16 protein-coding genes are annotated in these 18,558 nt (G+C 70.9%); 11 read left to right on the top strand and 5 right to left on the bottom strand.

The genetic code is table 11. The annotated features are described in order from the left end of the window. Nucleotide 1: 1 nt before the first annotated feature. Nucleotides 2-889: an endonuclease/exonuclease/phosphatase family protein gene (locus Acor_RS05410; RefSeq protein WP_155335416.1), complete on the bottom strand. Its 888-nt coding sequence runs from the start codon at nucleotides 887-889 to the stop codon at nucleotides 2-4. A gap of 115 nt (nucleotides 890-1,004) precedes the next feature. Here Acor_RS05410 and Acor_RS05415 point away from each other — a divergent pair, with 115 nt between their 5' ends. Further along, nucleotides 1,005-2,042 (top strand): LLM class F420-dependent oxidoreductase, encoded by a 1,038-nt coding sequence (locus tag Acor_RS05415; RefSeq protein ID WP_155335417.1) that lies wholly within the window; start codon nucleotides 1,005-1,007, stop codon nucleotides 2,040-2,042. Here Acor_RS05415 and Acor_RS05420 read toward each other — a convergent pair. Next, complete coding sequence (locus tag Acor_RS05420) at nucleotides 2,020-3,894, bottom strand: glycoside hydrolase family 9 protein (protein WP_155335418.1); 1,875 nt, start codon at nucleotides 3,892-3,894, stop codon at nucleotides 2,020-2,022. The genes Acor_RS05415 and Acor_RS05420 overlap by 23 nt on opposite strands. Before the next feature lie 82 nt (nucleotides 3,895-3,976). Between Acor_RS05420 and Acor_RS05425 the strand changes: the two genes are divergently transcribed. The 6 genes from Acor_RS05425 (at nucleotide 3,977) to Acor_RS05450 (ending at nucleotide 8,569) form a co-directional block, all read left to right on the top strand. Then, nucleotides 3,977-5,002, top strand: a complete 1,026-nt coding sequence (locus tag Acor_RS05425; protein WP_155335419.1) for a M24 family metallopeptidase — start codon at nucleotides 3,977-3,979, stop codon at nucleotides 5,000-5,002. 25 nt (nucleotides 5,003-5,027) lie between these two features. Next, nucleotides 5,028-5,588: an elongation factor P gene (gene efp / locus Acor_RS05430; RefSeq protein WP_155335420.1), complete on the top strand. Its 561-nt coding sequence runs from the start codon at nucleotides 5,028-5,030 to the stop codon at nucleotides 5,586-5,588. Continuing rightward, complete coding sequence (nusB, locus tag Acor_RS05435; protein ID WP_155335421.1) at nucleotides 5,588-5,998, top strand: transcription antitermination factor NusB; 411 nt, start codon at nucleotides 5,588-5,590, stop codon at nucleotides 5,996-5,998. The genes efp and nusB overlap by 1 nt, the downstream gene beginning before the upstream one ends. 52 nt (nucleotides 5,999-6,050) lie before the next feature. Then, nucleotides 6,051-6,758 (top strand): methyltransferase domain-containing protein, encoded by a 708-nt coding sequence (locus Acor_RS05440; protein WP_155335422.1) that lies wholly within the window; start codon nucleotides 6,051-6,053, stop codon nucleotides 6,756-6,758. 26 nt (nucleotides 6,759-6,784) lie between these two features. After that, nucleotides 6,785-8,017 (top strand): DNA polymerase IV, encoded by a 1,233-nt coding sequence (locus Acor_RS05445; RefSeq protein ID WP_155335423.1) that lies wholly within the window; start codon nucleotides 6,785-6,787, stop codon nucleotides 8,015-8,017. 159 nt (nucleotides 8,018-8,176) lie between these two features. Continuing rightward, nucleotides 8,177-8,569, top strand: coding sequence for a DUF3040 domain-containing protein (locus Acor_RS05450; RefSeq protein WP_155335424.1), 393 nt, complete (start codon nucleotides 8,177-8,179; stop codon nucleotides 8,567-8,569). Nucleotides 8,570-8,615: 46 nt separating this feature from the next. On the opposite strand, the gene Acor_RS05455 is transcribed toward Acor_RS05450, so the two are convergent. Genes Acor_RS05455 through Acor_RS05465 form a run of 3 tightly spaced genes read right to left on the bottom strand, consistent with a single transcriptional unit; the run spans nucleotide 8,616 to nucleotide 13,363 of the window. Further along, the gene (locus tag Acor_RS05455) at nucleotides 8,616-11,147 is read right to left on the bottom strand and encodes a transglutaminase TgpA family protein (RefSeq protein WP_155335425.1); all 2,532 of its coding nucleotides are present in this window, start codon (nucleotides 11,145-11,147) and stop codon (nucleotides 8,616-8,618) included. Continuing rightward, on the bottom strand, nucleotides 11,148-12,380 hold the full coding sequence (locus tag Acor_RS05460; RefSeq protein WP_155335426.1) for a DUF58 domain-containing protein: 1,233 nt from the start codon (nucleotides 12,378-12,380) through the stop codon (nucleotides 11,148-11,150). Next, nucleotides 12,377-13,363 carry an AAA family ATPase gene (locus tag Acor_RS05465; protein ID WP_155335427.1) on the bottom strand — a complete coding sequence of 329 codons (987 nt, stop codon included), beginning with the start codon at nucleotides 13,361-13,363 and terminating at the stop codon, nucleotides 12,377-12,379. Before Acor_RS05465 ends, Acor_RS05460 begins: the two co-directional genes overlap by 4 nt. 426 nt (nucleotides 13,364-13,789) lie before the next feature. Here Acor_RS05465 and mraZ point away from each other — a divergent pair, with 426 nt between their 5' ends. The 4 genes from mraZ (at nucleotide 13,790) to Acor_RS05485 (ending at nucleotide 18,492) form a co-directional block, all read left to right on the top strand. Then, nucleotides 13,790-14,221 carry a division/cell wall cluster transcriptional repressor MraZ gene (gene mraZ, locus Acor_RS05470; protein WP_155335535.1) on the top strand — a complete coding sequence of 144 codons (432 nt, stop codon included), beginning with the start codon at nucleotides 13,790-13,792 and terminating at the stop codon, nucleotides 14,219-14,221. A 277-nt stretch (nucleotides 14,222-14,498) separates the two neighbouring features. Continuing rightward, nucleotides 14,499-15,464: a 16S rRNA (cytosine(1402)-N(4))-methyltransferase RsmH gene (rsmH, locus tag Acor_RS05475; protein WP_155335428.1), complete on the top strand. Its 966-nt coding sequence runs from the start codon at nucleotides 14,499-14,501 to the stop codon at nucleotides 15,462-15,464. Next, nucleotides 15,461-16,249, top strand: coding sequence for a cell division protein FtsL (gene ftsL / locus Acor_RS05480; RefSeq protein ID WP_155335429.1), 789 nt, complete (start codon nucleotides 15,461-15,463; stop codon nucleotides 16,247-16,249). The genes rsmH and ftsL overlap by 4 nt, the downstream gene beginning before the upstream one ends. 527 nt (nucleotides 16,250-16,776) lie before the next feature. Continuing rightward, nucleotides 16,777-18,492: a peptidoglycan D,D-transpeptidase FtsI family protein gene (locus tag Acor_RS05485; RefSeq protein ID WP_479688456.1), complete on the top strand. Its 1,716-nt coding sequence runs from the start codon at nucleotides 16,777-16,779 to the stop codon at nucleotides 18,490-18,492. Nucleotides 18,493-18,558 lie beyond the last annotated feature (66 nt).

Raw genomic sequence — 18,558 nt, forward strand, 5'->3', positions numbered from 1 at the left:
GTCAGAAGCGCAGTGTGGCCGCCGCCGCCCGATGGTCGCTGCCCGCGGCCTCCTCGACGGTGGCCGACGTCGCCGTCATCCCCCGGAACAGGATGTGGTCCGGCCGGGTGATCGGGAACCCGGACGGCCAGGTGAACCCGAAGCCCTGTCCGGCCTCCTGCTGCGCGTCGGAGAGCGGGGGCACCAGGTCTTCGCGGTGCCGGTCGTCGGTCGCGGTGTTCAGGTCGCCGAGCAGCAGCAGCCGCTTGCTCGTGTCCTTCGCGATCAGCTTCCCGGCCTCCTCCAGCGTCTCGTCCCGGAACTCGGTCTCCCCGGGCCGCGCTGAGGCCAGATGCATGACGTACACGGTCACCTCGCCCTTGGGAGTCTGGACCACCGCGCGAAGCGCCCGCGCCCAGCCGAGCCCGACGTCCACCTTCCGTGGCCCCTCCAGCGGGAACCGGCTCCACAGCCCGACCGTGCCGACCTGGTAGTGGTGCGGATACCGGTCGTTGAGCTCCTTCGCCGCCGGGCCGCCGGGCGTCAGCTCCTGCAGGGCGACCAGATCCCGGCCTTCGGACAGGGTCTGCACCGCCGTACCGGACAGGTCATTGGCGACGCCCACGTTCAGGGTCGCCACGGACAGGTCGCTGGGCCCGCCGGGCGAGCCGCGCAGCAGGCTCGGCCCGAACAGCACGCCCCAGACCACGCCGGGCACGAGCGCGGCGATGATGGCGGGCCGGGACCTGGACGCCAGCGCGGCGGCCAGCAGGAGCGGGACGCCGAGCCCGATCCAGGGCAGCACGCTCTCCAGGACGGGGGTGAACCCGCCGAGATCGGGTAACAGGCGATGTCCCGCGAGCACCGCGGCGAGCACGGTCGCGAGCACGATGACCGCGCGTCTGAGCAAGATCACTCCCTGGGCTGCGTCCACCAGTCTAAGCCCCTGGGATCACGGGGCCGCGTGCTCATGTACCCTCGGAATGCCGAAGAAACCGAACAACATTCGGTCAAGGAGGACTGCTATGCGGATCGGGATGGCTCTGAGCTACTCCGGGGGCTTCAAGGAGACGGTGGCCGAGCTGGCCGACTACGAGAAGGCCGGGCTCGACATCGTCTTCGTCGCCGAGGCGTACAGCTTCGACGCGGTCAGCCAGCTGGGGTACATCGCGGCCAGGACCGAGACGCTGGAGATCGCCTCCGGGATCCTGCCGATCTACTCGCGGACGCCCGCGCTGCTGGCCATGACGGCGGCCGGGCTGGACTACGTCTCGGACGGGCGGTTCACGCTCGGGCTCGGGGCGTCGGGGCCGCAGGTCATCGAGGGTTTCCACGGCGTGCCGTACACCGCGCCGCTGGGCCGGACCCGGGAGGTCATCGAGATCTGCCGGAAGGTGTGGCGCCGGGAAAAGCTGGAGCACCAGGGTAAGCACTACACGATGCCGCTGGCCGGCGGGACCGGGCTCGGCAAGCCGCTGAAGCTGATCAACCATCCGGTCCGGGAGCGCGTCCCGATCGTGATCGCCGCCATTGGCCCGCAGAACGTCGAGCTCACCGCAGAACTGGCCGAAGGCTGGGAGCCGATCTTCTACCTGCCGGAGAAGGCCGCCGACGTCTGGGGCCCTTCGCTGGCCGCCGGCAAGGCCAACCGGGCCCCCGAACTCGGCGAGCTGGACGTGATCGCCCAGGCCACCCTCGCCATCGGCGACGACGTGGCCCCCCTGCTGGAGTTCGGCCGCCCGATGGCGGCCCTCTACATCGGCGGCATGGGCGCCAAGGGCAAGAACTTCTACAACGACCTGGCCCGCAGGTACGGCTACGAGCAGGAGGCCGAGCGCATCCAGGACCTCTACCTGGACGGCAAGAAGGACGAGGCCGCCGCGCTGGTCCCGCACGAACTGCTGCAGAACATGTCCCTGATCGGCCCCGAGGGCTTCGTCAGGGACCGGATCCAGGCCATGCGCGAATCCGGCGTCACCACGATCAACGTCACCCCGGTCGGCGCCACCCACGCCGACCGGGTCGCCCTGATCGAGAAGATCAGGGAGATGACGTCAGCGTGAGCGCGTAGAGCGCGATGGCCGCGAAGTCGTCGGCGGGCTCGGACGCCTGCCAGGACCGCACGTCGTCCACGTAGCGCGCGCCCCGGCCGGTGAACTCCTCATACCGGTCGACGCCGTCCGGCGGGCAGTGGTTCATCTCGTCGAAGTGCCCGCCGAGGCCGTCGGCGAACAGGTCGGCGCTGTTCGGGCCGTTGACCACCGCGCCGGTCAGCATCGGGTGCCGCCCGTCGGCCCGCCCCTTCAGGTTGGCCACCTGGTGGTGCGGGCAGCGCTCCGCGTTCTCGCCTGCGCCGACCATGAAGGACACCCCCCACGGGTTCGCGCCGAACGCCCAGCCGCGCTGACGGGTGCCGAACGCGTCGTAGGACGGGTCGCCGGACACCGACCGGTACAGCCGCGCGGTCGCGGCCAGGCCGAAGGTGTGCGGGACCGCGTCGAACTGGGCGTAGTCTGCGCCCGCCTGGAACGGATCCGGGGTGGCCCTGGCGACGCCGATCTCCAGCTGGGCCTTCAGGTCGGCGATCAGGTCCTGCTCGCCTACCGCCAGGCCCCGGGGGCCGGACGCGCGCAGGGCCAGGATCAGGTCACGGTGGGCCAGGGCGCTGACGTCGTACAGGTTCAGGGTGTCGCCGCCGGCCTCGTGGGTCAGGTACTCCCCGGCCCAGTGCGCGGCCCGCTCCAGCCAGGCGCCGGCCCGGTGGTCGCCGAGGCGCCTGGCGGCCAGGGCGAGTTGGGCGGCGCCGAGCTCCATGTCGTCCCGCCAGGCCGACTCGGGGTAGAAGGCGAACGGCAGCGAGGTGGTCAGCTGGCCGACGCCGGTGGTCTTGGCCATGGCGTACAGGCTGGCGGCCTTCTCCAGCAGGTCCCGCGCCGCCTTCCGGTCCGGCTCGACCTGGGAGGCCAGCGCGAAGGCCGCGGCGGTACGGCCGGCCAGGTTGGGGCTGATTTTCTGGCCGGGCGCGGCGGCCCGGAAGACCGGCCGGTTCCGGATGAACTGCCTGCCCTCCCCGGTGTCGTGGTCGTCGGCCTCCGGGAGCCGCCACACGTCGTGGTCGCCCGCGAAGGTGCCCTCCTCGTTGCCCGCGCCGATGCCGACCTGGATGTAGAGCGTCCTGGACTTCTCGTCCCACATCTTGTCCAGCCACCTCAGACCGTGCCGGGCCTCGGCGGTCACCCCGGCGGCGAGCGGCCCGCCGTCCCGCCTGGCCGCCCACATCAGGGTGTCCACGTAGGCCAGGATGTGGGTGAACTTGAGGTAGTCCCCGGCGTCGAACCAGCCGCCCTCGACGTCCACCCGGCCGCCGATCTTCGTCAGCTCACCGCTGATCACGTCGGTGTCCGGGCCGGTGAAGGTGGGCCACTCGTAGACGGTCGCGGCGCGGTCGTTGCGGTGGCTGGGCCTGCGTTCCAGCTCGCCGGGGCGTACGTCGGCGCCGTCCCGCTGGGCAGAGAAGAAGGTCAGTGCCTTGGTGGCGGGGACGGCGAACTGGGCGGCCGGGGCGATCCGGAACTCGGGCGAGGTCAGGCCGCCCGCCTTGATCCGGTAGGAGCCCGGACGCTCCAGAGCGGAGACGTCGATCGGATACACATGCGGATATTTCGTGTTCCAGGTACCCCGATCGGCCCCCGGGGAGCCCGTCAGGACGGTACGCCCCCGCGCGTCCACGACGGTGAAACTTACAGCCGCCCCCGAAGTCAGCAGATAGGCGTGCTTGCTCTCCGCCGGGGTGAACCCGACCTGGTCCACCCGGATGAACCCGGTCGTCTTCGCGTCCGCCATGGCGGGACTCGCCGTCAGTGTGGCGGTCAGCGCGAGCGCCAGCGCCGATCGGGACAGGTAACGCACAGCCATACTCCACCCCATAGTTAGGAAAGATTCCTAACGTTGTAGCCCGCCACAGAGAACTGGTCAAGATATCCCGTAAATTCGGCACATGACCTACGTGGAACGGCGGCTCCGGCTGGCCTCCTCGCTCGACCTGCCCGCCCTGCTCGTCACCCGTGCCGTCAACGTGCGCTACCTCACCGGCCTGTCCAGCAGCAACGCCGCCCTGCTGGTCCGCCAGGACGGCACCGCCGCCCTGGCCACCGACTCCCGCTACGTGCAGACCGCCCGCGACCTGCCCGGCCTCGACGTGATCGAGGCCCGCGACGCCGCCGCCGCCCTGCTCGCCCCCGGCGTCGCCGTGGAGGGCCACGACATGACCGTGGCCGAATACCGCCGCCTGGGCGGCGACCTGCCCGTCGTCACCGGCAAGGTGGAAAAGCTGCGCACGGTCAAGGACGAGACCGAGATCGACGCGCTCCGGCGGGCCTGCGCGCTCACCGACGAGGCGTTCGCCCAGATCGTCGGCCGGATCGTCCCCGGCAGGACCGAGCGGGAGATCGCCCGGATGCTGGAGTCCCAGATGGTGGAGCTCGGCGCGGACAAACCCGCCTTCGACACCATCGTCGCCGCCGGCCCCAACGGCGCGATTCCGCACCACACGCCCGGCGACCGGCCGGTCGAACGCGGCGATCTGATCACCATGGACTTCGGGGCGCTCTACCGGGGCTACCACGCCGACATGACCAGGACCATCGCCCTCGGGGAGCCCGCCGCCTGGCAGCGCGAGGTGTACGAGCTGGTCAGCAGCGCCCAGCGGGCCGGGCGCGAAGCCGTACGGGCCGGGGCCACCGCGCACGACATCGACGCCGCGGCCCGGGACCTGATCGGGCAGGCCGGGCACGCGGAGCACTTCGGGCACGGGCTCGGGCACGGAGTCGGCCTGGAGATCCACGAGCTTCCGTTCCTGGGCCCCGACAGGACCGGTAGACTAAAGGATCGAGTTCCGATCACCGTCGAGCCCGGGGTCTACCTGCCGGGCAGGGGCGGTGTGCGCATCGAGGACACGCTGGTGACGCGTGCCGACGGGCCGGAGCTGCTCACCCTCTCGACCAAAGAGCTGCTCGTCCGTTAGGGCGGCCCGCAAGCAGGAGAACCACGTGGCGACGACGAACGACCTCAAGAACGGACTGGTGCTGAAGCTCGACGGCGGTGACCTCTGGGCCGTTGTCGAATTCCAGCACGTCAAGCCCGGTAAGGGCGGCGCGTTCGTCCGTACCAAACTGAAGAATGTGATGTCCGGCAAGGTGGTGGACAAGACCTTCAACGCCGGCGTGAAGGTGGACGTGGCGACCGTCGACAAGCGCGAGATGCAGTTCTCGTACATGGACGCCGAGGAGTTCGTGTTCATGGACACCGAGACCTACGACATGCTCAACGTCTCCCGGGTCTCGGTCGGCGACGCCGCCAACTACCTGCTGGAGAACATGACGGCCACGGTCGCCATCAACGAGGGCAACGTGCTCTACGTCGAGCTGCCGGCCGCGGTCGAGCTGCTGGTCGCCGAGACCGAGCCGGGCCTGCAGGGCGACCGCTCCACCGGCGGCACCAAGCCCGCCACGCTGGAGACCGGCGCCGAGATCAAGGTGCCGCTGTTCATCACGACCGGCGAGAAGGTCAAGGTCGACACCCGCACCGGCGACTACCTCGGTCGCGCTTGATGTCAGCCCGGGGGAAGGCCCGCAGACGCGCCCTGGACATCCTCTTCGAGGCCGAGGCCAGGGACCGGAGCCCGCTCGACGTGATGGCCGAGCGGATCGAGCGGGCCGACCCACCCGTGAACGAGTACACGGTCACCCTCGTCGAGGGGGTGACCCGGCATCTCGGCCGGATCGACGAGCTCATCTCGACCTACGCCGAGGGCTGGAGCATGGAGCGTATGCCCGCCGTGGACCGCAACGTGCTGCGCGGCGGCACCTACGAGATGCTCTGGTCGACCGAGGTGCCCGAGGGCGTGGTGATCAGCGAGTGGGTGCATCTGGCCGGCGAGCTGTCCACCGACGAGTCGCCCCAGTTCGTGAACGGCATCCTGGCCAGGTTCAAGCAGCTCAAGCCATCCCTGGTGCTCTAGCGGCGTAGGCTTACGCCTGTTCAGCGGCTCTCACCCGGGAGGAAACATCAAGGTGCGGCAGACAGTGGTGTGGGACGCGTTGCGCGCGGTGCTGGCCGAGCGGGCGGGCGCCACCGGGCGGGAGACCCTGGACATCGTGGACGCCGGGGGCGGCACCGGCGGGTTCGCGGTGCCGCTGGCCCGGCTCGGGCACGCGGTCACCGTGGTCGACCCCACGCCGGACTCGCTGGCCGCCCTGGAGCGCCGGGCCGCTGAGGCGGGCGTGGCGGTCAAGGGGATCCAGGGGGATGCGGGAGATCTCGGGGAGCTGCTTCAGCCCGGCAGCGTGGATCTGGTGCTTTGCCACAGTGTGCTGGAGTATGTCGAGGATCCTTCCGTGGCGCTCGCCGCGATCGGCGGGCTGCTGCGGGCCGGCGGGGTGCTGAGCGTGCTGGCGGCCAACCCGGTGGCGACCGCCATCCACCGGGCGGTGGCCGGGAACTTCGCCGAGGCCCGCCAGGTGCTGGCCGACCCGTCCGGGCGCTGGGGCGAGAAGGACCCCACCCCGCACCGGTTCACCGCCGACGCGCTGGCCGCGCTGCTGGCCAAGGCCGGGTTCACGGTGGGCGAGACGCACGGCGTGCGGATCTTCGCCGACCTGGTGCCGAGCCGGTTCGCCGAGGCGGACCCGGACGGCCTGGTGGCCCTGGAACAGGCCGCCGCCACCCATCCCGTGCTCCGCGACATCGCCACCCAGCTGCACGTCCTCGCCTATCAATAGAACAGGTGTTCGGATAGGCTGAGGTTGTGTCCAGGAAACAGGTGCGGCCAGGTGGTGGCGGGGGCCTCGCGGACGACGCGGGCTGCCCGATCCTGCACGTGGACATGGACGCGTTCTTCGCCAGTGTGGAGCTGATCGACCGGCCCGAGCTGCACGGCCTCCCGGTCATCATCGGCGCGGCCGGCGCGCGCGGCGTGGTGCTCAGCGCCACCTACGAGGCCCGCAGGTTCGGCGTGCACTCGGCGATGCCGATGACCCGGGCCAGGCGGCTCTGCCCGCAGGCCGTGGTGATTCCCCCCAGCCACGGCAAGTACGGCGAGATCTCCAAAGGCGTCATGGAGATTTTCCACACGATCACCCCCGAGGTGGAGCCCCTCTCGGTGGACGAGGCCTTCCTGGACGTGAGCGGGGCCCGGCGCCGGCTCGGCCCGCCGGCCGGGATCGCGGCCATGATCCGCGAGCAGGTGGCCGAACGATTCGGCATCACCTGCTCGGTCGGGGTGGCGAGCACCAAATTCGTGGCAAAACTCGCCTCCCGCGAGTGCAAACCGGACGGCTTGCTGGTGGTCGCCGCCGACCGGGTGGCCGAATTCCTGCACCCGCTGCCCGTGGCGGCCCTGTGGGGCGTGGGGGAGCGCACCGAGCAGGCCCTGACCCGGCTGGGCATCAGGACCGTCGGGGATCTCGCCCAGGTGCCCGTCACCACCCTGCGCCGCGAGTTCGGCGTGGCCGGAGCCCACCTGCACGCGCTGTCCTGGGGCCGCGACGAGCGCCGGGTGGTGCCGCACACGCCGGACAAGAGCATCGGCAACGAGGAGACCTTCGCCCAGGACGTGGACGATCCGGTGGTGATCGAGCGGGAGCTGCTGCGGCTGTCGGAACGGGTGGCCGCCCGGTTGAGAGCCGCCGGGCTGGTCGGGCGTACAATCAGTGTGAAACTACGCCGATCTGATTTCTCCACGATCACCCGGGCTCGCACCTTGCGTGAGGCCACCGACGTGGCCAAGGAGATCCACGCCACCGCGTGCGAGCTCTACCGGGCCGCGGGCCTGCAGCGGATTCGGCTGCGCCTGGTGGGTGTCCGGATGGAGAATCTCGGACCGGCGGGCACCGCGACCAGGCAACTCGGTCTCGGTGATCGGGAGACGGGCTGGCGGGAGGCGGAACAGGCGATGGACAAGGCGATCCAGCGTTTCGGTCCGGATGCCGTGCGCCCGGCATCGCTTGTTCGCCCACCGTTTGGTCCAATGGATCTATGACGTCACCTCCGGTTTGGACCGCGCTTGTGGACGTTGTGACCGTTTTCTTTCGTCTACGTCTACAGACTCGTATTCTGGGGATAACCGACCGCAGGGTTCGGACACCCCGTGTCGTCCGTTGCCGTCTACCCCGTACAGGGGCTGTCCTTGGGAGGCGCCGTGCCGCTGTCTGAGCACGAGCAGCGCTTGCTCGACCAGATCGAGCAGGCGCTCTACGCCGAGGACCCGAAGTGGGCCAATACCGTCCGGATCAGTGATCCGCGCAGCCATTACAAGCGCCGCCTGGTGAAAGCCTCCATTGGCTTCACGCTCGGCGTCGTCCTGTTGATGGTCGGCGTCGTCTCGAACACTATCTGGCTCGGCGTCGCCGGCTTCGTGGTCATGCTCGCGACCTGTCTTTGGGGTCTGTCCAGCTGGAAACGTATGAACGGTTTCGGCGGAGAGACCACGTCATCGGCCGCTCCTCCCCAGGGCGGTCGCCGTAGTGGGCGCCGTCCTGGTTTCATGGAGCGCATGGAAGAGCGCTGGCGCCGTCGTAACGACGAACGCTGAAAAGGCCCGGGGGTTCGAAAACCCCCGGACCCTTTTGTGAACAGAACTAGCGCCGGGTCCCGGCCAGCGGGCGATCCGCTGTGGGCTCGGTCTGCTCGATCTTCCTGACGCGGGCCTTCCGGCGGGGCCGCCAGCCGATTCCCTCCAGCCGGTCGAATCCGTCCAGCAGTCCTTCACCGACCGCCTTGAGCCGCAGCAGCGCCGACACCGGTGTCAGCAGCGCGCCGAGCCTGCGCTGCCAGGAGACGGTCGCGGCCAGCGCGCTCCGGGCCGTGCGCAGGTCGCTGACCAGCGGGCCCGCCCCCGCCGGGTCGCGGGCGTAGCGCAGCCGCTCCTCGGCCGAGGAGATCTTGGCGATGGCCGCCGCGGCCTCCCGGTCCAGTTCGTACCGCTCGGTCAGGCGGCGGCCCAGCGCCCGCGGGGTCTCGCTGGTCTGCCGGGCCATGCCCAGGTCGGTGAGGGTGTCACAGAGCTCGGCCCAGGCCGCCTCCACCGCCGGGGCGGTGAACTTGGCCGGATCCACCGCCGGCCGGTCGTCCGGATCGGCCGCGGAGCCGATCTCGTCGCGGACCCACTCACCGGATTCCGGTTCTTCTGGTGTGCTCACTTCGATGGACCCAAATCCCACCGCCCGGGTCAGGATCCGCCGCCGCCACAGCCACAGCCACAGCCGCAGCAGGGCCGGGACGAGGGACAGCAGCAGCGCGATCCCCACCCCGATCAGGATCTTGACGATGAGCGGCAGACCCTGATCCGCCGCGAGCCCGGACGTGCCCGTGAACGGATCCTCCAGCTCGCGGATGTTCCTGGCGGCCTCGGAGTCGGGACCGCCCGCGTCGGTCGCGCCCGTGCTCGGATTGGCCGTGGCGCCCGCGGACGGGCTGGCCGTCGGGGTCACCGGCAGCGTGTACTGCGGCACCCGGGCGGTCGCCTGGCCGCCGCCGCCCGCCGGGGTCGGCTCGAACCTGAGCCAGCCCGCGCCCTCGAAGTAGAGCTCGGGCCAGGCGTGCGCGTCGTGGGTGCGCACCACCCAGCGGTCCTCGATCTTCGAACCGCCGGTGTAGCCGATCGAGACCCGGGACGGGATGCCCAGCATCCGCGCCATCACGGCCATCGCGCTGGCGAACTGCTCGCAGTAGCCGGCCCGGCTGTTCAGCAGGAAGTCGGCCAGCGCCTCGTTGCCGGAACCCCGGGCGCGCAGGCTGTAGGCGAACTTCCCGGTCTTGGTGAACCACTCCTGCAGCTGCACCGCCTGCTGGTACGCCGACGACGCACCCTCGGTCACCTGGTACGCCAGGTCCTGGATCCGGGGGTCGAGCCCGCGCGGCAGCGCCAGGAACCGGGACTGCACCTCCACCGGCGGCGCCGGCGCATTGTCCAGCGCGTCGTAGTTCGGCCGCAGATCCAGGCCGGTCACCTTGTACTCAAGACCGGCCGCCTCGTCCTTGGTCGAGAAGACCATCAGCGTGGTCTGGTCCGCCCGCCAGTCGCCGTCCACCTCCACCTGGGTGGCCGGGTACGGCAGCGGCAGGAACCGCAGCTCCTCGATCTCGTCGCTGATCTGGACGGTGGTCTCGGTCCGGCCGCTCGGGGTCACCGGGGACAGGCCGGGCACCGGGGGCATCGGCCCCTCGTCCACCTTGTCCTCCGGGCGGCCCTTCAGCGAGCTCGGCTTGAACTGCCGCCCGTCGAAGACGTCCAGCGAGTAGATCCGCAGGTACCTGGGCTGGTCGTCGGCCGAGGTGTAGCTCATCACGGTGGCGTTCACCGGCTGGGTGAGCTGCCCGCTGAGCTTGGCCACCGCGTCCGGGATGCCGACGTTGTTGCCGCCGGACCCCAGGCCGTTGCCGACGCCGAAGCCGAACAGCGGGTCCGGGGTCAGGGTGGGGATGAGCGCGGGGATCGCGATCGACAGCGCGATCGCGGTCACCCCGACCCGCTTGCCGGACAGCGCCAGCTTGCCCGCGTCCGCGGTGGTCGTGGTCTTGGACCGGCGGACCAGCACGGCCCGGCCCCAGTGGCTGACCCGCTCCCGGCCGTCGGCGACCAGCAGCCCGACGTAGCCGAACGCGCCGAGCACGAAGGCCGGCCAGCCGATCGGCTCGTTCAGCACGGCGGCCGGCACGGTGAACAGGGCCAGCATCGGCAGCCCGGCCAGGGCCGCCCGGCGCACCCGCACCGCGAACAGGTCCACCAGGATCGCGATCATGCCGATCCCGCCCGCGGTGAGCAGGGTGATGCCGGGGCTGGTGGGCACCGGGGCGGCGTACTGCTGGATGTCGTCGAACCCCTCGGCCAGGACGGTGGCCAGGGTGAGCACCGAGTCCTTGGTGGGGATGACGGCCCACCAGGCGTCGTCCCTGGCGTACACGAAGGTCAGGTACAGCCAGATGCCGACGATCATGCCGACCGGGGCCAGCCAGTCCGGCAGCGTGAACCGGGTGACCGCACTGGCCACGAAGGTGGTGACCAGGAGCACGCTCAGGCCGGCCCAGAACCAGGCGCCGTCGGCGAACAGCGGGTAGAGGGTGAGCGAGACGGCGCCGGTGGCCAGCCCCGCCGAGATCGGCAGTCTCATCTAGGCCGCGCTCCTCTTGTATGCCGCGTCCGGCCAGACCGCCGCCAGGGACGTCCCGGCGGGCAGCCGCAGTACGCGCCAGCCCATTCCGGTGAGTACGGCCTGGGCCTTCTCGAACCGTTCGTCGGCCTCGCCGGTCTGCTCCCAGGTCGAGGTCTCCAGCATGACGGCGACGCCGGTCATGTGGCCGTGCCTGACCCGGGCCAGCGCCTGCGCCTCCTCGGCGTCGATCGCGCCCAGCACGGCGACGATCAGGCTGTCGCCGCCGCCCTGGCGGAGCGCCGAGACGCCCAGGTCCAGGCCGCGGGCCTGGCTCTGCCGTACCACCGCGAGCGTGTCGAGTAACGACCAGGAGACGCCGGTCTCAGTGAGATGCTGCGCTCCCTGGTCGGTGACCAGGCGCAGGCCGAGGCCCTCCTGGGCGAGGTGCACGCCGATCGACGCGGCGGCCGACACCGCCACCTCGAACGAGGAGCGCGGGCCGTCGCCGCGGTGCGCGGGGCGGCGGGTGTCCAGCAGCAGCGCGCCTCGGCTCTGCCACTGCTGCTCCTCGCGGCGCACCATCAGCTCGCCGTACCTGGCGGTGGAGCGCCAGTGCACCCGGCGCAGGTCGTCGCCCTGCCGGTACTCGCGCGGCGCGACGTCGTCGTCCCCGGCCGCCGCCACCGACCGGGTACGGCTGTCGCCCCCGCCGGTCCACTCCCCGGACAGCCGCACCTGCGGCAGCGCGATCACCTGCGGGGTGACCACCAGCGTGTCCGTCACGGTGAACGTCCTGGCCAGCTCGACCAGGCCGAACGGGTCGGTGATCCGGATCGCCAGCGGGCCGATCGAGAACCGGCCGCGCAGGTCGGAGCGGACCTTGTAGTCGATCTCCCTGATGCCCTTGGCCTCCACCCGGTCCAGCACGAAGCGGGGGCGGGTGCCCAGCGCGTACTGCAGGGTGTCCTCGATCAGGAGCAGGCCGGTCGGCAGCCGGGTGACGTTCTCCAGCCGGAGCGTCACGGTGCTGTCGTTGCCGGCCTCCACCCTGGCCGGGTCCAGGCGGCGGGCGCAGCTCAGCCGGTACCGGGTCCTGGCCACCACCATCGCGGCCAGCAGCGGCAGCGCGGCGATCAGGATGGCGACCCGGAGCAGGTCGTGCTCGCCCAGGAAGAAGGCGCACAGCAGAGCGGCGAAACCCGAGGCCAGAAAGGACCGGCCCCGGGAGGTGAGCGCCTTGAGCCCGGTCATTTGGTGTCCGGCACCGGGACGCGCCGGACCAGCTCGGTCATCACCTGCTCGGGGTGGCGGCGCTGGCCCTGGGCTTCCAGGCTGGGCAGCAGCCGGTGCGCGAGCACCGGGACGGCGAGGTCCTGCAGGTCGTCCGGGATGACGTAGTCGCGGCCCGACAGGGCGGCGTGCGCGCGGGCGGCGCGGACCAGATGCAGGGTGGCCCGGGGGGAGGCGCCCAGGCGCAGGTCGGGCGAATGCCGGGTGGCGTCGACCAGGCCGATGGCGTACTTCTTGACCGACTGGGAGACGTACACCGCGCGGACGCCGCGGATCAGGGCCTGCACCTCGGCGGTGGTGGCCACCGGCTCGAGCTTGGCGAGCGGCTGCGAGGCGCCGTGCACGTCGAGCATCTCCAGCTCGGCGGCCGGGTCGGGGTAGCCCATCGCGATCTTCACGGTGAACCGGTCGCGCTGGGCCTCGGGCAGGGGGTAGGTCCCCTCCATCTCGATCGGGTTCTGGGTGGCGATCACCATGAACGGCGACTCCAGCGTGTACGTCACGCCGTCGACGGTCACCTGGTGCTCCTCCATGCACTCCAGCAGCGCCGACTGGGTCTTCGGCGAGGCCCGGTTGATCTCGTCGCCGACCACGATGTTGGCGAACACCGGTCCCGGCTTGAACTCGAAATCCCGGGTCTGCTGGTTGTACGCGCTGACCCCGGTGATGTCGCTGGGCAACAGGTCGGGGGTGAACTGCACACGCCGGACGGGACAGTCGATGGATCGTGCCAGCGCCTTCGCCAACATGGTCTTGCCGACTCCGGGCACGTCCTCGATCAGGAGGTGGCCCTCCGCGAGCAACACCGTCAAGGTGAGCCGGACAACGTCGCCCTTGCCCTCGATCACCGATTCGATCGCGGCGCGGATCCGGTGCGCGACCTCGACCAGATCCTCAAGCCGTTCCGCGTCGACATCGGTGTCGGCGCCTTGTCTTACTGCCACCTGGCCTCCAGAGGCGTGCCGTATTGCTGGGGGTTTGCCATTCCTTATCCATTGTGTGTACCGACACTATGCCGCGTAGGGTTCCTGGGCGACTTTGTGCGAAACAACCGTGAACTGCCCACAGTGTCGTGAACTCGCTTCTCGATCGGGTGCTACGGATGTCCGAATTCTGTGACATGAGGGCATCCGTTGCTGGTAGTGGCCTCGCGTGTCAAGTAGCCCCCGCGACACGCCCAAACGCGGGGCAGCGGGCCGCGCCGCGCCTCACCCCGCTCCACCCCCACTGACCTGCGGAAACGCGCAGTTAGCGCGCCCTCCATACCGTTTGAATCAGTTGACGGTGGGGAGAAGTGGAGTATGGTGGAGCCCAGTGGAGGGCCGTGGCTGCAGAGCTAGGTGTTCCGCAAGGTACGGGAGGTGGGGCCGGTGTTCCTCGGCACCCATCAGCCGCGCCTCGACGACAAAGGACGACTGTTCCTGCCGGCGAAGTATCGCGAGGAGCTGGCGGAGGGTCTTGTGATCACCAAAGGCCAGGAGCGCTGCCTCTACGTCTTCCCCGTAGAGGAGTTCCAGCGGCTCACTGACGCTTTGCGCACCGCGCCGGTGACAGCCAAGGCCGTCCGCGACTACAGCCGTGTCTTCTTCGCCAGCGCCTCCGACGAAACGCCCGACAAGCAGGGGCGGATCACCATCCCCCCGAGCCTCAGGCAGTACGCGGGACTGGAACGTGACTGCGTCGTCATCGGAGCCAACACCCGTCTGGAGATCTGGGACGCCCGCGCCTGGGAGACCTACCTGGCCGAACAGGAGCCGGCGTTCGCCGATCTGTCGGAGGAGGTGTTGCCCGGAGTCCTCTGACCGGCGATCAGCCGTCCCTGGTGTGGCGATCGGGACAAAACCGATTGACCGGACCATCGGTCGTACTGATCTTATTGTGACCCGTCGGTGACGTTCGGCGAGGTCTCCACCCGCACCCTGCCGGCAGCTGATGCACCTTCCCCGGTGTCAGGTGCCGTGACCAGTGGTCTGCGGATGGGGACCTGGCCGGACGGGTCGGGGTTTGGGGACCCGCCCGCCGAGGGTGAAGCCGCGTATCCGCGAGCCTAGAAGCGGCAGTTCGTGTGGGGGTTGAACGATGTCTGAGGAAATCCGGCAGCCGGGCGGTCATGTCCCGGTGCTGCTGGATCGTGTGCTGGAGCTGCTCGGTCCCGCGCTGACCGGGCCGGGCCGCGTCGTCGTCGACGCCAACCTCGGCCTCGGCGGGCACGCGGAGGCGCTGCTCGCGGCCCACCCGGAACTGCACCTGGTCGGCATCGACCGCGATCCGGTCGCGATCGCGCGATCCACCGAGCGGCTCGCGCCGTACGCGGAGCGGGTCACGATCGTGCGCGCGGTCTCCGACGAGCTGGCCGAGGTGCTCTCCGACATCGGCCGCCCGGTCGTGGACGGGGTGCTCTTCGACCTGGGCGTGTCCTCGCCGCAGCTGGACGAGGCCGAGCGGGGGTTCGCCTACTCGTACGACGCCCCGCTGGACATGCGGATGGATCGGGAGCAAGAGCTTACCGCGGAAAAAGTGGTCAACACGTACCCGCCGGGGGAGCTCACCCGGATCCTGCGCGACTACGGCGAGGAGCGCTTCGCGTCGCGGGTGACCGGGCTGATCGTAAAGGAACGGGCCAAAACGCCGATCACCTCGACCAAGCGGCTCGCCGACCTGGTCAGGGAGGCGATCCCGGCCGCCACCCGGCGTACAGGGGGCAACCCCGCTAAACGGACTTTTCAGGCATTGCGCATCGAGGTGAACGCGGAGCTGTCGGCGCTGGAGACGGCGCTTCCGGCCGCGCTCGACGCGCTGGCCGTCGGCGGGCGCGTGGTCGTGCTCGCCTACCACTCCTTGGAGGACCGGCTCACGAAGCAGGTGCTCTCGGCGCGGACCAAGGACACCGGCCCACCCGGGCTGCCCGTCCTGCTGGAGGCGTATCAGCCTCGGTTCCGCCTCCTGACGAGGGGAGCAGAGCTCCCGGACGACCACGAGGTGGCCCGCAATCCGCGGGCGGCCTCGGCCCGGATGCGGGCGGCAGAGAGGATCCGCCAGGGATGACGACCGACCAGGACAAGCGGCGCACGAGCGCCGACATCACGCCCAGGACGCGGACTCGGACGTCGGGCCGGATTGCCCCGGCGGCAGCGGCGGCGGCCAAGCCATCGGCGGTTCCGGCCACTTCGGCCGGTGCGCCGGCCAAGTCGCCGCTCCGGGCGCAGCCCCGGCAGGCCCCTGCCCAGGTGCCCGCCCAGGCTCCGCAGAAGGCACCCGCCCAGGCACCCGCGAAGGCACCCGCGCCGGCTCCGCAGAAGGCGCCCGGGCACGCGCCCGCGCCGGAGCCCAAGCCGCTGCGGCGGCCGGAGCCGAAGCAGGCGCCCAAGGCGCTCGGCGGGAGCGTGCCCAAGGCGGTACGCAAGCCGGTGGCCGCGCTGGTGCCGGGTGGGCGGCGTCCGCCGCGGGCGCCGTTCGTGCTGCTCGTGGTGGGGCTGCTCGGCGGTGGCCTGGTGAGCCTGCTGCTGCTCAACACGGTGCTCGCGCAGGACTCCTTCAAATACAACGAGCTGCGCCGGATCACCGAGCAGCTGCACCAGCAGGCCGACGAGCAGAAGAACGACATCCGGGAGAAGCTGCAGCCCGGCAACCTGGCCGAGCGGGCCGACGGTTTTGGCCTGGAGCTGGACAACTCCTCGCCGGAGTTCGTCGGCGAGGGCGCGCACCCGGCCAGCCTGGGCGAGCGCCTCGCCGACCCGGCGGCCGGGCCGACCGCCCAGCCGAGGGCGCCGCGCGCCACCGGCACGCCCGCCCCCGGCGTGGGTACGGCAGGGGAGGGCACGGTCCGGTGAAAGACGGCGGCGGCCGGCCACCCAGTGCCGGCCGCGGCGGTCCGGGAGGCGGTTCCAAGGGCGGTCCGGGAGGATCCGGGGGCCCGCGCCGCACTCCCGGCAGCCCACACGATCGTTCGGGCCGCCCCAGGCCCGCCCAGCCGCACCCCGGTCTCCCACGCGACCCCCGGGCCCCCGGCCAGCCCCGGCCTGCCCAGAACCCGGCCCAGAACTCATCGCAGCACACGGACCAGAACCCCGGCCAGAACGCGAGCCAGGGTCCGGCCACCAAGCCGGGCCCGAACCCAGGCACCAAGCCGGGCATGGGCTCCGGTCCCAAGCCGGGTCAGGGTTCCGGTCCCAAGCCGGGTCAGGGCTCAGGCGCCAAGCCCGGTCCGGGTTCCAGGCCGGGCCAGGGCCGGGACGTCCAGACGCAGGCGCGAGAAGCTCAGGGGCGTACCGCACCGATCGGGACCGCCCGTGGACGGGCGGGGACGCCGCCGCGCCCGCCGGCCCGGCCCCCGCGTCCGCCGGTGCGCCCGCCCGCGATGCTGCGGCTGGGGGATCCGTCCAGGCGGATCAACGTCGCGCTGGTCGTGATGGCGTTCGTGCTGTCGCTGTTCGCCGGGCGGCTGGTCCAGCTGCAGGGGCTGGATTCGCGGTCGTTCCAGGCCAAGGCGGCCCAGCAGCGGGTGCAGCCGGAGACGCTGCCGGCCAGGCGCGGCTCGATCACCGACGTGAACGGCCACGAGCTGGCGCTCACCTCGGAGGCGCGCGAGATCTACCTGGACCCGCACGAGGTCAGGGTCAGCCAGCGGGACCTGATCGCGACCACGCTCGCCGCCGAACTGGGCCGCCCCAAGGAGGAGATCGCCGCCAAGCTGGCCCAGGCCGACAAGCGCTACCTGGTGGTGGCCAAGGACGTGGACCCGCTGCGGGCCCGCAAGATCATGGGCCTCGGCTTCCGCGGCGTCGGCTCCAAGGCGACCTACCGGCGGCTCTACCCCGGCGGCACCCTGGCCGGCGGCCTGGTCGGCTTCGTCGGGGACGAGGGTTTCGGCCTGGAGGGCCTGGAGCAGGCGTACAACAAGCTGCTGGCCGGCCAGGACGGCCAGCAGAGCATCGAGATCGGCCGGGACGGCCAGCGCATCCCGATGACCCGCAGCACCAGGGTCGCCCCGGTGCCGGGCCGCGAGCTGCGCCTCACCATCGACCGCTACATCCAGTGGGCGGCCCAGCAGGCCATCGCCAAGCAGGTGAAGGCGACCGGCGCCCGTAGCGGCAGTGTGATCGTGATGGACACCAGGACCGGGCAGATCATCGCCATGGCCAACGCCCCCGAGGTGGACCTGCGCAGCTGGCAGAAGGTCACGGCGGAGCAGCGCGGCAACCGGGCCGCCGCCGAGGTGTTCGAGCCGGGCAGCACCAACAAGGTCATCACCGCCGCCGCGGCGCTGGAGGCCGGCGTGGTCGCCCCCGGGACGATCTTCCGGGTGCCGGACAACATCCAGTGCGCCGACCGCACCCTGCGCGACGCCCACCCGCACCCGCCCGAGCAGATGACCTACGCCGAGATCCTCGGCGAGTCCAGCAACGTCGGCACCATCCTGGCCGGGCAGAAAATCACCAACCAGCGCCTGTACGACATGTTCCGGTCGTTCGGCTTCGGCGCCAAGAGCGGCGGCGCGCTCCCCGGCGAGGAGGCCGGCCTGCTGCCCAAGTGGCAGGACTGGAGCGGCAGCCAGCGCTGCACCATCATGTACGGCCAGGGCATCTCGGTCACCGCACTCCAGCTGGCCAGCGTCTACCAGACCATCGCCAACGGCGGCGTCCGGATCGCCCCCTCGATCGTGGCGGGCACCACCGACCAGCACGACAGGCTCACCCCGGCCGCGCCCGGCAAGCCCACCCGGGTGATCAGCGCGCTGACCGCCCGCCAGCTCACCGCCATGCTGGAGGGCGCGGTCTCGGGCCAGGACGGCACCGGCAACGCGGCCGCCATCGACGGCTACCGGGTCGCGGGTAAAACCGGCACGGCGATGCGCTATGACCAGAAATGCGCAGGTTACTGTGGGTACACGGCCACCTTCGTCGGCTTCACCCCGGCGGAGGCTCCCCGGCTGATGGCGCTGGCCGTGATCCAGGACCCGAAGAAGGACCACTACGGCGGGACGATCGCCGCGCCCGTGTTCAAGGACGTCATGACATTCGCGTTGAAGACCAAGAAAATCCCGCCGACCGGCTCGACGAGCGTTCTGCCGTGACCGGGAACGATACGCTCTCGCCGTGAACCAGCCCGCAGCGCATCCCACGGGCCATCCCGTGGATCA

This window comes from Acrocarpospora corrugata, assembly GCF_009687845.1.
Classification (GTDB): domain Bacteria; phylum Actinomycetota; class Actinomycetes; order Streptosporangiales; family Streptosporangiaceae; genus Acrocarpospora; species Acrocarpospora corrugata.

What these genes read in the sequence shown, in the direction of transcription:
- Acor_RS05420 (WP_155335418.1), bottom strand. Translation starts at nt 3,894, where the DNA reads ATGGCTGTGCGTTACCTGTCCCGATCGGCGCTGGCGCTCGCGCTGACC.
- Acor_RS05455 (WP_155335425.1), bottom strand. Translation starts at nt 11,147, where the DNA reads ATGAGACTGCCGATCTCGGCGGGGCTGGCCACCGGCGCCGTCTCGCTC.
- Acor_RS05425 (WP_155335419.1), top strand. Translation starts at nt 3,977, where the DNA reads ATGACCTACGTGGAACGGCGGCTCCGGCTGGCCTCCTCGCTCGACCTG.
- nusB (WP_155335421.1), top strand. Translation starts at nt 5,588, where the DNA reads ATGTCAGCCCGGGGGAAGGCCCGCAGACGCGCCCTGGACATCCTCTTC.
- Acor_RS05485 (WP_479688456.1), top strand. Translation starts at nt 16,777, where the DNA reads ATGCTGCGGCTGGGGGATCCGTCCAGGCGGATCAACGTCGCGCTGGTC.
- rsmH (WP_155335428.1), top strand. Translation starts at nt 14,499, where the DNA reads ATGTCTGAGGAAATCCGGCAGCCGGGCGGTCATGTCCCGGTGCTGCTG.
- Acor_RS05460 (WP_155335426.1), bottom strand. Translation starts at nt 12,380, where the DNA reads ATGACCGGGCTCAAGGCGCTCACCTCCCGGGGCCGGTCCTTTCTGGCC.
- ftsL (WP_155335429.1), top strand. Translation starts at nt 15,461, where the DNA reads ATGACGACCGACCAGGACAAGCGGCGCACGAGCGCCGACATCACGCCC.
- Acor_RS05415 (WP_155335417.1), top strand. Translation starts at nt 1,005, where the DNA reads ATGCGGATCGGGATGGCTCTGAGCTACTCCGGGGGCTTCAAGGAGACG.